Below are 14120 nucleotides of genomic sequence, written 5' to 3'. Positions count from 1 at the left end.
ACGGGTCAGCGGCTACGGCGCAGGCCGCTCTTGACCAGCGTCGCGTGGAGCCGGACGGAGAGCGCGGCGACCGAGGCGGCGGCCTCGTCCGCACGTGCGGATGCGGCGGCGTCGCGGCCGTTCCGAAGAGGTGCCGTGACCTGCTCGACCAGGCCGACCTCGCGGTCGGCAGCAGCCTTGAACGCACGCAGGTGTCGCGGCTGGATGCCGAACTCGGCGAGCTCGGCCGCCGTGCGTGCGATCAGCAGCGCATCGTCGTCGTACAGGCTGGTGCCCGTGCGCGGGCGCACCAGGCCGAACTGCTCGAGCTCGGCGAGCTGTTCCTCGGAGATGCCGGCGATCTTGACCAGCTCCTTGCGCGACACGCGCACGTCACCGCGCTGCTGGAAGGACTCGGCACTGGGCATGCCGTCGGGGGCGAGCGCGACCGTCGGGACGGTCGGGACCACTGCAGCGATCGGCGGGGGCTCGAGGCCGCGGTCGATCGCGTCGAGGTGCTCCCCGATCACCTTCAGCGGCAGGTAGTGGTCGCGCTGCATCTTCAGGATGTAGCGCAACCGTTCCACGTCGCCGTGGGAGAACTTGCGGTAGCCGGACGCCGTGCGCTCGGGCTTGATCAGCCCCTCCGCCTCGAGGAAGCGGATCTTGGGGATCGTGACCTGGAAGTCGTCACGGAGCAGGTCGAGGACCTGCCCGATGTTCATCCGCGCGGCGGCGGATGCTCCCGGCATCGCCCCCATGCTCAGGCCTCGGCGTGACCGGCGAAGAAGACCAGGCGGTACTTGCCGATCTGGACCTCGTCGCCGTCCTGCAGGGTGACGGAGTCGATGCGGTCGCGGTTGACGTAGGTGCCGTTGAGTGAGCCCACGTCGGACACGGTGTAGGCCGAGCCCTCGCGGCGGAACTCCGCGTGGCGTCGGGAGACGGTGACGTCGTCGAGGAAGATCTCGCTGTCAGGGTGGCGGCCGGCCGTGACGACGGGGGCGTTGAGGAGGAAGCGCGAGCCAGCGCTCGGACCCCGCTGGACGACGAGGAGCGCCTGGCCCTCGGGCAGGGCGTCGACGGCCGCCGACTCCGCCGAACCGATGCCGCGCTCAGCCGCATCGAACGTGATCGTCGCCGTGGTCTCGCTCGCGCTCTCCGCAGCCGGGGCAGCCGAGGGCGCCAGACGGGTGCCGCACTGGGAGCAGAACCGCGCCTCGGCGGGGTTCTGGTGACCGCAGTTCGTGCAATAGGGCATCTCTGCCACCCTCCCTGATCCGGCATCACCCTCAACGGGAGGTCGAGGGTACTGCCTTCAACGTATCAGCCCGGCAACGCTTCGCGCTGCTGGCCGTCATGGCCTCGGCGGAGCCGGGCCTGGCTCGGCTCCGCGCGGGCTCGATCAGCCCTGGAGCGTTGCCTCGTAGGCCGCGGCGTCGAGCAGTCCGTCGACGTGCGACGGGTCGGACGGGACGACCTCGAAGAGCCAGCCCTCACCGTACGGGTCGGAGTTGACGAGCTCGGGGGTCGCCTCGAGGGACTCGTTGCGCGCAACGATCTCGCCGGCCACGGGGCAGTACACGTCGGAGACGGACTTGGTCGACTCGAGCTCGCCGATCGCGGCACCCGCCTCGACCGTGTCGCCGACCTCCGGGAGCGAGACGTAGACGATGTCGCCGAGCGCGTCCTGGGCGAAGTCGGTGATGCCGACGCGCACCGAACCGGCGGCCTCGCCCGGAGTCCGGACCCACTCGTGCTCGCTGGTGTACTTCAGGTCGTCGGGGATCACTGCGACTCCTCGGGAGTAGTCCGCACCATCATGCGGGGCCGGTTTCACGGGCAGGTTAGCGGTCGGTATCAGGCTGGGCGAACTTGGGCTCGCCGACCGGCACGACCGCGTCGACGACGATGTCGTCGTCCTTGGTCGTGGTCAGCGTGCCGCCCGCGTCCTCGACCCGCTCGACGGGGCCGAACGGGAAGTCGAGGGCGCCCTCGAGCGCCGACGACTCGCCGATCACGTCGATGACATAGGGCGCCGTGACGAGCTCGCCGCCGACACGGATGCCCTCGGCGGAGTCCTCGAAGGAGGTCTGCGCGACGACCCGCACGCGGTCGTTGAACTCCATCGCCTCGGCGCCCGTCGCGCGGAGCTCCTGGACCATGTCGAGGAGGATCGCGGCGCTCACCTTCGAGTCAGGGTCCGTGATCGTGATCCGCACGCCGGGACCGTGTGCGGCGACGGTGCCGGAGAGGATGCCCAGTGCGGTCTCCTCCTGCCTGGCCAGGTCGACGGCCGTCTCCCGGCTGCTCGTGCTCGTCTTCAGGCGGTCACGGTCGCTCTTGAGGCGGTCGATCTCCTTCTCGGCCCTCTCCGTGCTCGCGGCCAGTCCGTCGAAGGCGCGGACCAGGTCGGTCTGCCGCAGCCCGCTGAGGTCGTCGGTGGACTGCCTCGCCACCTGCGTGGCCGCCGCGAAGCCGAGCACGAACAGGAGTCCTGCCACGATCCAGTGCCCCCGGCCGGGGCGACCGAAGAACGAGGTGCGGATCCGGTCGCGCGCGTTGTCCTGCTGCTCCTCAGGCATGGAAGACGTGCCTCCGGATGGCCGCGGCGTTGGAGAAGATCCTGATGCCGAGGACGACGATGACACCGGTCGTCAGCTGCCCACCCACGCCGAGCTTGTCCCCGAGGAACACGATCGCGGCCGCGATCAGCACGTTGCTGACGAACGAGACGACGAAGACCTTGTCGTCGAAGATGCCGTCCAGGAATGCCCGGAGGGCGCCGAAGACCGCGTCGAGCGCGGCGACGACGGCGATCGGCAGGTACGGCACGAACGGCGTCGGGACATCGGGCTTGAGCAGCAGTCCGACGACGACGCCGGCCAGGAGTCCCAGGACAGCGATCACGGGGCGACCTCCTCGGTCTTGGCGTCCACCGGCTTCGCCCGCACCAGGTCGGGGCGTGCGGCTGCCGGGAGACGCAGGTTGGTCTGGTTGTTCATGGCGAAGACGAAGCCGAACCGGGACCGGAGCCCCAGGAAGTCGATGCCGGACGAGGTCTCGACGAAGCGGCTCTGCAGGGTGTTGACGTTGCCGACCGCCTGCAGGACGTACGGCGGCCGGAGCGCGCGGTCGTGCACGAGGATCGCGCTGCCGGCCGTGCGGATGCCGGTGGTGACGGTCAGCCGGATGCCGTTGATGGCGATCGCCTCGGCACCTGCGGCCCAGAGCCCGTCGACGAGCGTGGCCAGGTCCTCGTCGCGGACCACGCCGTCGGACGAGCCGTCGGCCGCGTTGTCGAGGGTCACCTTCACTCCCCCGCCGTGCACGGCGTGGTAGCCCGCGAGCGCGCCCACCTCGTCGTTGCGGGCGGCGAGCGAGTTCTCGGTGTGCGTGAGCGACTGCTGGCGCGTCGTCAGGGACGCGATCTGGTCCTGCAGGTCACCGATCTGGCGGTTGGCGTCACGGAGGCCGTCGCGCTTGAGGTCGATCTGGCGTACGAGCTCGTCCCGTGCCAGCGCGTCGGCACCCGCCGAGGCACGCGTCTGCACGGCGGCCACGACCAGGAGCAGGCCGAACACGGCGACGACGGCTGCGGAACGCCAGCGCCGCGGGCCCTCTGCCCCGGAACCGCCTGCCGCCTTCCGGACCTCCGCCACGTGCTGGTAGTCGACGTCGAGCGAGTTGCGGATGACGACGTCGAGCAGCGGCATCGTGACGTGCGGCGGCAGCGGGGCGCGGTCAGGCATCGGAGCGCGCCACCCTCGGGTCGGGCGAGGCGAGCAGCTTGCGCACCTGCCAGGCGTAGAGCAGACCAGCCCACCAGTAGAGCGTGATGCCCCACCAGGCGAACGCCCAGCCGAACACGTTGGCCATCGTCGCACCGACCGACTCGCCCTGGCCGAGCAGGAGCAGCGGGAAGGCGTAGAGCAGGTTGAAGGTGGCGGCCTTGCCGAGGAAGTGCACCGGCAGGGCGCTGTATCCACGCCGGCGCAGGAACGGCACAAGGCACCACAGGAACAGGTCGCGTGCGGGCAGCAGCACCGCGACCCACCACGGGACCACGTCACGCACCGCGAAGCCGACCACGACCGCGAGGATGTAGAGACGGTCGGCGACGGGGTCGAGGATCTCGCCGAGTGCCGAGCGCTGGTCGAGCTTCCGCGCGGCATAGCCGTCGGCCCAGTCCGTCACGCCAGCGAGGGCGAGGACCGCGAGCGCCCACCAGTCGGCGTGCGGCCCCAGCAGCAGCCAGAGGAAGAGGGGAACGCCGGCGAGCCGCACGAAGCTCAGTGCGTTGGGCAGCGTGAGCACCCGGTTGCTGCGTCGTACTGCCTGCACGTCTCCCCTGCCGGTCGCTCTCGTCGTGGCGCGTTGCACTGGTCGGTATGACCCTAGTCGGGGTCAGTCCTCGTCGTGGTGAGCCGCGTCGCGAATCTCGCCGACGAGCTCCTCGAGCACGTCCTCGAGCGTGACCAGGCCGACCACCTCGCCGGCGTCGGTGACCACGCGCGCCATGTGCGCACCCCGGCGCTGCAGCGTCTCGAGCGCGTCGTGGAGCACGTCGTCGGGCCGCACGCTGGCGAAGGGACGGATCCACTTGTCGTCGATCGGGCGCAGCCGCCGGACCTCGTCGGTCTCCAGGACGTCCTTGATGTGGACGTAGCCGACCCAGTCCCCGTCGTCGCCGGTGACCGGGAACCGCGAGAAGCCGGTGGCGGCACACAGCTCCTCGACGACCGATGCGGCAGCACCGCGGGGCAGCGTCGTCACGCCGTCGGGGTCCAAGACCACCGCCGATACCGTCCGCTCGGTGAAGCCGAGGGCACCCGCGAGCCGTCCGTACTCGTCCTCCTCCAGGAGGCCCTCTCCGCGTGACTCCTCGACCAGGGCGGCGACCTCGTCGCGCGTGTAGGTCGAGGAGACCTCCGACTGGAGCTCGACACCGACCAGCCGGAGGACCCCGGCGGCGAACGCGTTGACGACGACGATCACCGGACGCAGGACGACCACGAAGCCCCAGACCGCCGGCCCGAGGATGAGAGCGGCCCGGTCGGGCCCGGCCAGGGCGATGTTCTTCGGGATCATCTCGCCGAGGACGACGTGCAGGTAGACGACGACCATCAGGGCGACCACGAACGACACCGGGTGCAGCAGGTCGTGCGGCACGTGGGCCGCGTGCAGCACGGGCTCGAGCAGGTGGGCCACGGCCGGCTCACCCACCGCGCCGAGCACCAGCGAGCACACGGTGATGCCGAGCTGGTTGACGCCGATGACGAGGGAGATGTTCTCCATCGCCTTGAGCGTGGTGCGGGCAAGCGCCGAGCCGGCCTCCGCCTTCGGCTCGATCTGGGTGCGGCGCGCGGCCACGAGGGCGAACTCGGCTCCGACGAATAACGCATTGCCGAGGAGGAGGACGAGGGCGAGGAGCACGGCACTCATGCGTGGCCCCCCTCGGACGCGGTCTCCTCGACGCTCAGCCGGATCCGGTCGATCCGGCGTCCGTCCATGCGCTCGACGTGCAGCCGCGCGGTACGCCGGACAGCGGGGCGCTCCGGGTCGGCGGTGAGGTCGACCAGGGCCACGTCGCCGGCCATCGGGACGCGGCCGAGGGTGCGCAGGACGAGGCCGGCGATGGTGTCGTAGTCGTCGTGCTCGGGCAGCTCGATGCCGGTCTCGTCCTCCACCTCGTCGGGGCGGAGCAGGCCCGACAGGGACCAGGAGCCGTCCCGACGCTGGTGGACGCGGGCCCCGAGCCGGTCGTGCTCGTCGGAGATGTCGCCGACGATCTCCTCGACGACGTCCTCGAGCGTGACGATGCCCGCGTGGCCGCCGTACTCGTCGAGGACGACGGCGAGCTGGAACCCCTCGCCGCGGAGCAGGGCGAGCAGGGGGTCGAGGCGCAGCGAGTCCGGGACGACGATCGGCCGCACCATGATGTGCCGCACCCGGGTCGTGGACCGCTCGTGCACCGGCAGGGCCACCGCATGCTTCACGTGCACCGTGCCCACCACCTCGTCGCCCTCGCCGTAGACGGGGAAGCGGGAGTGGCCGGTCTGGCGGGCCAGCTCGATGACCGCGATCGCCCGGTCGGTCGAGTCGAGGCTGTGCACGCGCACCCGGGGAGTCATGATCTCGCCGGCCGTGCGCGCTCCGAACTCCACGGACCGGTCCATCAGCTCGGCGGTGTCGGCGTCGAGCGTGCCCTGGTCGGCGGAGCGCTGGATGAGCGACTGGAGCTCGGCAGGACTGCGGGCTGAGCGCAGCTCCTCCTGCGGCTCCATGCCGAGGCGGCGCACAACGGCGTTCGCGGAGCCGTTCAGCAGCCAGATCGGGAGCCGGTTGACCGCCGTGAACGTGCGCTGGAAGCGCTGCGTGGCCCGGGCCGTGCCCATCGGCCGCGCGACGGCGAGGTTCTTCGGCACCAGCTCGCCGAAGACCATGGTCAGCAGTGTGCTCAGCGTCAGGCCGAAGGCCAGCGCGACCGGTCCGACCGCTCCTTCCGGCAGGCCGACCGCCTGCAGGGGCGCGTCGACGATGTCCGAGATGGCGGGCTCGGCGAGGAAGCCGATGGCCAGGTTGGTGACGGTGATGCCCACCTGGGCACCGGAGAGCTGGGTCGAGAGGGACTTCAGTGCCGTCTGGACCCCCTTGGCGCTGCCGTCACCCGCCGCTGCGAGCCGGTCGACCTGGCCGCGGTCGACGGTGAGGAATGCGAACTCGGCGGCGACGAAGGCGCCGGCGGCGGCGATGAGGAGCAGGGAGACGAGGAGGAGGATCCACGCGGTCACAGACGGGCTCCTGGGTCGCGGACCTCTGGGTCGGACTTCACACCCCGCACCCTACTGTCCTGCGCTAGCGTCACTCGGCGATGGACCTCTCCACCGGCGCCTCAGTGCTGACGGCCGCGCTCACGTGTGCGCTCGCCGTCTCCGTCGCGCTCCTCGTGGTCAGCCGCGTGCAGCTGCGCCGCGCACGCCGCCGCCTCCGCACTCTCGAGAACGCCAGCGAGCCCCTGACCAACCAGGCCGCCCGGGCTGCGGGCTGGGCGGTCCGAGGCGTCGTCGGCACGGCGGTACGGATCCGCGAGCAGGGCGTCGGCGGCATGCTCCGCTCCTCCATCGAGGAGCTCACCGGCTTCGCGCTCGAGGACAAACAGGCGATCGACAGGGTGATCGGCGAGGACGGCACGGTCACCATCGTCTTCTCCGACATCGAGGACTCCACGGCGCTCAACGAGCGTCTCGGCGACGATGCCTGGGTCGCCCTCCTGGACGCGCACGACCAGGTGATCCGCAAGCTCGTGGCGAAGGCAGGGGGCCACGTGGTGAAGTCGCAGGGCGACGGCTTCATGCTGGCGTTCGGCGACCCGGCCGCTGCCGTGAACGTCGCGATCGCCATGCAGCGCGCGCTCACCGTGTCGCGGCGCCGCGCGCTGCGGCGTACGCCGATCCGGGTGCGCATCGGCGTGCACGCGGGCCATGTGGTGCACCGCGAGGGCGACTACTTCGGTCTCAACGTCGCGATGGCCGCCCGCGTCGCCGGCCTCGCCGTGGGCGGCGAGATCCTGGCCAGTGAAGGCGTCCGGGACGCGGTGCCCGACCAGCACTTCCGCCTGCGGATGCCCGCCGCGAGCCTGAAGGGCATCCCCGGTCACCACCAGTTGTGGTCGGTCGAGTGGACCCCTGTCCACGCTCACTAGGGTCACGGATCTGGCTCAGTTGAGCCAGAAAGTGCCAGTGGCCGCTAGATTGGAAGACGCCGCGAAAGCCAGAAGGGAGGACCGGTGACCGTGACCGACGAGCCCGCGCTCGAGCCGACTCCGCCGGCTCCCGCCCCCATGACGTACGCCGACTTCGGCGAAGCCTTCCTGCGCAAGGTGATCCACCGTCGCCGGGTCCTGGAGGTCATCGAGCGTGTGCTGGGCGAGAAGATCGAGCTCGGCCCGATCGGCGCCGGCCCCGGCCGCAAGTTCGCCAAGGTGCGTGCCGTGGGCTGGTTCCAGCCGACCTCCGGCATCGAGATCCCCGGGCCCGACATCGGGTTCCGGATCATCGTGCCCGTCGACGTGGACTTCGAGATCGAGATCGCCCGCGACGTCAACCGCTTCCGCGCACGCCTGCTGGTGCCGATCACGGTGCGTCTGCGGCTGGAGCCGCCCCTCGACCTGCTCGTCGACGTCGCCCTGCCGGAGGAGGACGAGGTCTCGCTGCAGGTGGAGACGGACAAGCGCCGCTCCGCGGTGCTGCAGCGCGTCGCGGGCCTGGAGAACGAGCTGCGCCGCTTCATGATGCGGGTCATGGAGAAGGAGTTCGCCAAGCCGCACATCCAGCGGATCATGCGCGTCGACCTGCTCCAGCTCGTCGACGACACGTGGCCCGAGCTCGTCGACCGGCTCCTCCCCGACGACCCGCCGCCACACCACGACCCTGATGCAGAAGCAGCGGCTCACCTGCTGTAGGGTTCAACCGCTCCCGCCAGCCGGGGGCATCGGGCTGTGGCGCAGTTTGGTAGCGCACTTGACTGGGGGTCAAGGGGTCGCAGGTTCAAATCCTGTCAGCCCGACAGAGCACCGCCCCCGACCTGCTTCGTGCGGGTCGGGGGCGGTTCGTCGTTGGCGGGGCGCGCGCGTCAGTCGCGGACGCCGCCGCGCCACGTCTCCGCCACGAGCGGAACACCGGGCCGGTAGGCCAGGTGGACGTGCGAGGGCGCGTCGAGGACAGCGAAGTCTGCCCGAGCACCCACCGTCAGCCGTCCGACGTCGGTGCGGTCCAGGGCCGCCGCTCCGCCGGCTGTGGCCGCCAGCACCGCCTCCGTCGGCGTCATGCCCATGTCACGGACGGCGAGCGCGATGCAGAACGGCAGCGAGCTGGTGAAGCACGAGCCCGGGTTGCAGTCGGACGCGAGCGCGACGCGCACGCCGGCGTCGATGAGGCGGCGGGCGTCGACGTACGGGTGCCGCGTCGAGAACTCCACGCCCGGGAGGAGTGTGGCGACCGTGCCCGACTGCGCGAGCGCGTCGACGTCGGCATCCGAGAGGTAGGTGCAGTGGTCGACCGCGACCAGGCCCAGCTCGCAGGCGAGCTGGACCCCCGGCCCGTAGGTCAGCTGGTTGGCGTGCAGCCGCCCGCGCAGGCCGGCCGCTTCGCCTGCCGCGAGCACGGCGCGCGCCTGATCGGCGTCGAAGGCACCGTGCTCGCAGAAGGCGTCGATCCAGCGTGCGTGGGGGCAGGCGGCCTCCAGCATCGCGCCGGTCACCAGGGCGACGTAGTCCTCCGCGGAGGTCCCCTCGGGCACCACGTGAGCGCCCAGGAAGGTCGTCTCGTCGGTGAACGCGCGCGCGATCGCGAGGCTGCGCGCCTCGTCCTCGACCGAGAGGCCATAGCCGCTCTTGATCTCCAGTGTCGTCGTGCCCTGGCGCCGCATCTCGGCGACCAGCCGTGCCACGTGGGCACGCAGCTCTTCGTCGCTGGCTGCGCGGGTAGAGCGCACCGTCGAGCGGATGCCACCGGCGGCGTAGGACTCCCCCGCCATCCGGGCCGCGAACTCGCCCGACCGGTCGCCGGCGAAGACGAGGTGGCTGTGCGAGTCGACGAACCCCGGGATCACCGCCCGCCCACCCGCGTCGTACGACGCGTCCGCAGCCGGTGCCCCTGCCTCCGGCCCGACCCAGCCCACCCGACCGTCCTCCACCACGAAGGCGGCCCGCTCGATGGTCGGGCGCGCGGCATCGCCCGTGACCAGCTCGGCGATGCCGGTGACCAGCAGGGTGCGGTCCGTCGTACGCGTCATCGGGTCAGCTCCTGGAGGGTGTCGGCCAGTGCCTCGACGCCGGCCAGGCAGTCGCCCGTGCCGGCGTACTCCTCGGGCGAGTGCGAGATGCCGGTCGGGTTGCGCACGAAGAGCATCGCGGTGGGGATGCCGGCGGTCTGCAGGATCCCGGCGTCGTGCCCTGCCTGGGTCGGGATGACCGGCCAGCCGCCCGGCGCGGCGATGCGGGCGGCGAGGGCGGGGTCGAACTCGACCGCGGCGGACAGAGACTCGGCGGTCACGGTCACGGCGGTGCCGTCGAGCCCGGCCCGGTCGGCCGCCGCCTGCTCCAGCGTGTGCACCAGCCCGCTCAGCAGCTCGTCGTCCTCGGCCCGCGCATCGAGCCAGGCCGCCACCCGCGACGGGACGGCGTTGGTGCCGTTGGGCGTCGCCTCGATCCGGCCGAAGGTGGCGCGCTGGCCGCTGCTCAGCGCCTCGGCACGGGCCACGAGCGCGGTCTGGGCGAAGGTGACCATCGGGTCGCGTCGGTCCTCCATGCGGGTGGCGCCGGCGTGGTTGGCCTCCCCGTCGAAGTCGAAGCGCCAGCGACCGTGCGGCCAGATCCCGCTGGCCACCCCGACGGCAGCATCGCGGTCGACCAGGTTGCGGCCCTGCTCGACGTGGAGCTCGACGTAGCAGCCGACCCGGTCCAGCCAGGCCGCGCGGCCCAGCCCCGGCTCGAGTCCCGCCGCCGCCATGACATCCTCCAGCAGCCGACCGTCGCGGTCCCGCATCACCCGAGCGTCCTCCACCGCCAGCAGCCCGGTCGCGAGCTGGGAGCCGAGGCAGCCGATACCGAAGCGCGACCCCTCCTCGTCGGCGAAGACGCCGATGCCGATCGGCCGCCGGGGCGTGACGCCACGGTCACGCAGCAGGTCGACGGCCGCGAGCGACGAGACGACGCCGAGCGGGCCGTCGTACGCGCCCCCGTCGAGGACGCTGTCGAGGTGCGAGCCGGTGAGCACGGCGCCGTCGCCGCTCCCCCACCACGCCACCAGGTTGCCGTTGCCGTCAGCCTCCACATCGAGCCCCCGGCGTGTGCACTCCTCGGTGAACCAGGCACGCAGCTCCAGCTCGGCCGACGTGTACGGCTGCCGGAAGTAGCCGCGGGTCGCGGCGGACCGGCCGACGGAGGCGATTCCCGCCCACATCTGCTCGAACGTCATGGGCTGACTCCAGCGCCTGTGCCGCCGGGAGGCAAGCAGACCGGCGCATCCGTGACCCCAGCGATCGCCCGGTGCAGCCGCCCCGCCACATCACCGACGGTCACGTGCTGCCTGTCGCGGACGACAGCACGCCCGCCGACCACGACATCGGTCACGTCGGGGGCTCCGCCCGCGAAGACCAGTGACTCCAGCAGGGACCCGGCCGCCCACCCGGCCAGCCGGACGGAGTCGAGCGACACCGTGGTCAGGTCGGCGAGGGCACCGGCCTCGATGCGTCCGGCGTCGGCCCACCCGAGACAGGCGTGGCCGTCGGCGGTGGCAGCGGTGAGGAGCTCGGCAGCGGTCCAGTGGCCGCGGCGCTCGGTGCGCAGGCGCTCGTCCATCTCCAGGCTCCGCGCCTCCTCGAGCAGGTCGATGACGGCGTTGCTGTCACTGCCGAGCGACAGCGGCGAACCGGCTGTGGCGAGCTCCCGTGCGGGGCCGATGCCGTCGGCGAGGTCACGCTCCGTGGTCGGGGTCATGCAGACGGTGGTCCGCGACCCCGCGAGCGCGGCGACGTCGCCATCGGTCAGGTGCGTCGCGTGGACGGCGGTCGAGCGTGGGCCCAGCGCGCCGTGGCGGGCGAGCAGCTCGGTCGGGGTGCAGCCGTGGTGGGCCCGGCACGCGGCGTTCTCTGCGCGCTGCTCGGAGAGGTGGACGTGCAGGGGCGCGTCCCGCTCCGCAGCCCAGGCGGCCACAGTGGACAGCTGGTCGGCGGGCACCGCGCGTACGGAGTGGATGGCCGCCCCGATCCGGGCATGGGCCGCGCCGGAGAGCTGCGAGGCCCGCGCAGCCCACGCGTCCGCATCGCCGTCGCCGAAGCGCAGCTGCGGCCCCTCGAGGGGCGCTCCCGGCGCGCCCGTGAGGTAGCAGGCGTCGAGCAGCGTGATCCGGATGCCGGCCTCGGCCGCTGCAGCGATCAGCGCCTCGCCCATCGCGTTGGCGGCCGCGTAGGGCCGGCCTCCCGGTCCGTGGTGCAGGTAGTGGAACTCCCCCACCGCCGTGATGCCGGCCAGCGCCATCTCGGCGTACGTCGCGCGGGCGAGGTCGAGATAGGAGTCGGGCGTGAGTCGCGACGCGATGGCGTACATGTCGTCACGCCAGGTCCAGAACGTGCCGCCGCCCCGGTGGGTCCGGCCGCGCAGCGCGCGATGGAAGGCGTGGCTGTGGGCGTTGGCCATCCCCGGGATGGTGAGCCCCCGCAACCGCACTGCGCCTGCGGGTGCAGCCCGCACGCCCGGTGTGACCGAGCGGATCCGCTCGCCCTCGACGTGGATGAGCACGTCGGACCTGGCCTGGCCACCACCGAGCCAGGCGTGGTCGGCGAGGTACGCCGCTGGGCTCACGGCTGCTCCTGCATGGGGATGCGGACCCCACGCTCGGCGGCGACCGCGGCGGCCTCGTCGTACCCGGCGTCGACGTGGCGGATGACGCCCATGCCGGGATCGTTGGTGAGCACCCGCTCGAGCTTCTCCGCGGCGAGGTCCGTGCCGTCCGCGACCGTGACCTGGCCGGAGTGGATCGACCGGCCCATGCCGACGCCGCCACCGTGGTGCAGCGACACCCAGGTGGCACCGGAGGCCGTCGCGGTCAGCGCGTTGAGCAGCGGCCAGTCGGCGATCGCGTCGGAGCCGTCCTTCATCGCCTCGGTCTCGCGGTACGGCGAGGCGACCGAGCCGCAGTCGAGGTGGTCGCGGCCGATGACGATGGGCGCCGTGAGCTCGCCGTTCCTCACCATCTCGTTGAACTTCAGGCCCGCCAGGTGGCGCTCGCCGTAGCCGAGCCAGCAGATGCGCGCCGGCAGGCCCTGGTAGTGGACCCGCTCCTGCGCCATCCGGATCCAGCGATGCAGGCGAGCGTTGTCGGGGAAGAGCTCGAGGATCGCCTCGTCGGTCCTGCGGATGTCCTCGGGGTCGCCCGAGAGCGCGGCCCAGCGGAAGGGGCCCTTCCCCTCGCAGAAGAGCGGCCGGATGTAAGCCGGGACGAAGCCCGGGAACTCGAAGGCGCGGTCGTAACCACCCTTGCGGGCCTCGTCGCGGATCGAGTTGCCGTAGTCGAAGACCTCGGCGCCGGCGTCCTGGAACTCCACCATCGCGCGGACGTGCACGGCCATCGACGCCCGTGCATCCTTGGTGAAGCCGGCCGGGTCGCGCTCGGCGGCGGTGTGCCAGTCCTCGAAGGCCACGCCCACGGGCAGGTACGACAGCGGGTCATGCGCGGAGGTCTGGTCGGTGACGATGTCGATCGGCGCCTTCCTCGCGAGCAGGCGCGGGAAGACCTCCGCGGCGTTGCCGAGCAGGCCGATCGAGAGCGGACGTCGGTCGTCGCGCGCGCTCACGGCCAGCTCGAGTGCGTGATCGAGGTCGTCGGCCTGCACGTCGAGGTAGCGGTGCTCGATGCGGCGGGTGATGCGGCTCTGGTCGACGTCGACGCAGAGGGCGACGCCGTCGTTCATCGTGACGGCCAGGGGCTGGGCACCGCCCATGCCGCCGAGGCCGGCGGTCAGGGTGATCGTGCCGGCCAGCGTGCCACCGAAGCGCTTGTCAGCGACCGCCGCGAACGTCTCGAAGGTGCCCTGCAGGATCCCCTGGGTGCCGATGTAGATCCACGAGCCGGCGGTCATCTGGCCGTACATCGTGAGGCCGAGCTCTTCCAGGCGACGGAACTCCTCCCAGTTGGCCCAGTCGCCCACCAGGTTGGAGTTGGCGATGAGGACGCGCGGCGCCCAGGTGCTGGTCCTGAAGACACCCACCGGCTTGCCGCTCTGCACCAGCATCGTCTCGTCGTCCCCGAGCGTGGTCAGGGTCCGCACCAGGGCGTCGTAGGCCTCCCAGCTGCGCGCTGCCCGCCCCGTGCCGCCGTAGACGACGAGGTCGTCGGGCCGCTCGGCGTTCTCCGGGTCGAGGTTGTTCATCAGCATCCGCAGCGGGGCCTCGGTCTGCCAGGACCTGGCCGTCAGCTCGGTGCCGCGGGGGCTGCGGACGGGGCGCGCGCCTTCCATGGGCTTCTCCTTGGGTGAGAGGTCGTCGGGCCTTGGCCCACCTCCATTCCAGCGAGGCGCGTGGTGCGGCGGAAGGTGCGCGCCGCGACAGCGGTCTGGGATGCCAGACACCCGGCGCGCGT

At 71.9% G+C, this 14120-nt stretch carries 15 protein-coding genes and 1 tRNA gene; 3 read left to right on the top strand and 13 right to left on the bottom strand.

Features of this window, described 5'->3' with window-relative positions; all coding sequences use genetic code 11:
- Positions 1-5 precede the first annotated feature (5 nt).
- The 9 genes from ftsR to Q5722_RS00250 form a co-directional block, all read right to left on the bottom strand.
- Entirely contained in the window at positions 6-731 is a 726-nt protein-coding gene (gene ftsR / locus Q5722_RS00290; protein ID WP_305026218.1) for a transcriptional regulator FtsR, read from the bottom strand.
- A gap of 11 nt (positions 732-742) precedes the next feature.
- The gene (locus tag Q5722_RS00285; protein ID WP_305026217.1) at positions 743-1240 is read right to left on the bottom strand and encodes a zinc-ribbon and FHA domain-containing protein; all 498 of its coding nucleotides are present in this window, start codon (positions 1238-1240) and stop codon (positions 743-745) included.
- 144 nt (positions 1241-1384) lie between these two features.
- The gene (gene gcvH / locus Q5722_RS00280) at positions 1385-1771 is read right to left on the bottom strand and encodes a glycine cleavage system protein GcvH (protein ID WP_369415003.1); all 387 of its coding nucleotides are present in this window, start codon (positions 1769-1771) and stop codon (positions 1385-1387) included.
- 55 nt (positions 1772-1826) lie between these two features.
- Positions 1827-2564 (bottom strand): DUF881 domain-containing protein, encoded by a 738-nt coding sequence (locus tag Q5722_RS00275; protein ID WP_305026215.1) that lies wholly within the window; start codon positions 2562-2564, stop codon positions 1827-1829.
- Entirely contained in the window at positions 2557-2889 is a 333-nt protein-coding gene (locus tag Q5722_RS00270; protein WP_131584125.1) for a small basic family protein, read from the bottom strand. The genes Q5722_RS00275 and Q5722_RS00270 overlap by 8 nt, the downstream gene beginning before the upstream one ends.
- The gene (locus tag Q5722_RS00265; RefSeq protein WP_305026214.1) at positions 2886-3731 is read right to left on the bottom strand and encodes a DUF881 domain-containing protein; all 846 of its coding nucleotides are present in this window, start codon (positions 3729-3731) and stop codon (positions 2886-2888) included. The genes Q5722_RS00270 and Q5722_RS00265 overlap by 4 nt, the downstream gene beginning before the upstream one ends.
- Positions 3724-4323 (bottom strand): cardiolipin synthase ClsA, encoded by a 600-nt coding sequence (clsA, locus tag Q5722_RS00260; protein ID WP_305026213.1) that lies wholly within the window; start codon positions 4321-4323, stop codon positions 3724-3726. The genes Q5722_RS00265 and clsA overlap by 8 nt, the downstream gene beginning before the upstream one ends.
- Before the next feature lie 63 nt (positions 4324-4386).
- The gene (locus Q5722_RS00255; protein WP_305026212.1) at positions 4387-5424 is read right to left on the bottom strand and encodes a hemolysin family protein; all 1038 of its coding nucleotides are present in this window, start codon (positions 5422-5424) and stop codon (positions 4387-4389) included.
- Positions 5421-6773: a hemolysin family protein gene (locus tag Q5722_RS00250; protein WP_305026211.1), complete on the bottom strand. Its 1353-nt coding sequence runs from the start codon at positions 6771-6773 to the stop codon at positions 5421-5423. Before Q5722_RS00250 ends, Q5722_RS00255 begins: the two co-directional genes overlap by 4 nt.
- 80 nt (positions 6774-6853) lie before the next feature.
- Between Q5722_RS00250 and Q5722_RS00245 the strand changes: the two genes are divergently transcribed.
- The 3 genes from Q5722_RS00245 (at position 6854) to Q5722_RS00235 (ending at position 8547) form a co-directional block, all read left to right on the top strand.
- Positions 6854-7684: an adenylate/guanylate cyclase domain-containing protein gene (locus Q5722_RS00245; protein ID WP_305026210.1), complete on the top strand. Its 831-nt coding sequence runs from the start codon at positions 6854-6856 to the stop codon at positions 7682-7684.
- A gap of 90 nt (positions 7685-7774) precedes the next feature.
- A complete protein-coding gene (locus Q5722_RS00240; RefSeq protein ID WP_305026209.1) occupies positions 7775-8443 on the top strand; it encodes a hypothetical protein in 669 nt (222 codons plus the stop codon).
- A gap of 30 nt (positions 8444-8473) precedes the next feature.
- Positions 8474-8547: transfer RNA gene (locus Q5722_RS00235), tRNA-Pro, on the top strand.
- Positions 8548-8613: 66 nt separating this feature from the next.
- Here Q5722_RS00235 and hutI read toward each other — a convergent pair.
- Genes hutI through hutU form a run of 4 tightly spaced genes read right to left on the bottom strand, consistent with a single transcriptional unit; the run spans position 8614 to position 13998 of the window.
- Positions 8614-9774 (bottom strand): imidazolonepropionase, encoded by a 1161-nt coding sequence (gene hutI, locus Q5722_RS00230; protein WP_305026208.1) that lies wholly within the window; start codon positions 9772-9774, stop codon positions 8614-8616.
- Positions 9771-10958 (bottom strand): allantoate amidohydrolase, encoded by a 1188-nt coding sequence (locus tag Q5722_RS00225; protein ID WP_305026207.1) that lies wholly within the window; start codon positions 10956-10958, stop codon positions 9771-9773. Before Q5722_RS00225 ends, hutI begins: the two co-directional genes overlap by 4 nt.
- Complete coding sequence (locus tag Q5722_RS00220) at positions 10955-12343, bottom strand: formimidoylglutamate deiminase (protein ID WP_305026206.1); 1389 nt, start codon at positions 12341-12343, stop codon at positions 10955-10957. Before Q5722_RS00220 ends, Q5722_RS00225 begins: the two co-directional genes overlap by 4 nt.
- Positions 12340-13998, bottom strand: coding sequence for a urocanate hydratase (gene hutU, locus Q5722_RS00215; protein ID WP_305026205.1), 1659 nt, complete (start codon positions 13996-13998; stop codon positions 12340-12342). The genes Q5722_RS00220 and hutU overlap by 4 nt, the downstream gene beginning before the upstream one ends.
- Positions 13999-14120 lie beyond the last annotated feature (122 nt).

Source organism: Nocardioides jiangxiensis, from assembly GCF_030580915.1.
GTDB lineage: Bacteria > Actinomycetota > Actinomycetes > Propionibacteriales > Nocardioidaceae > Nocardioides > Nocardioides jiangxiensis.
Note: the sequence above shows the minus strand (reverse complement) of the source record. Positions and strands in the feature narration are given on the sequence as shown.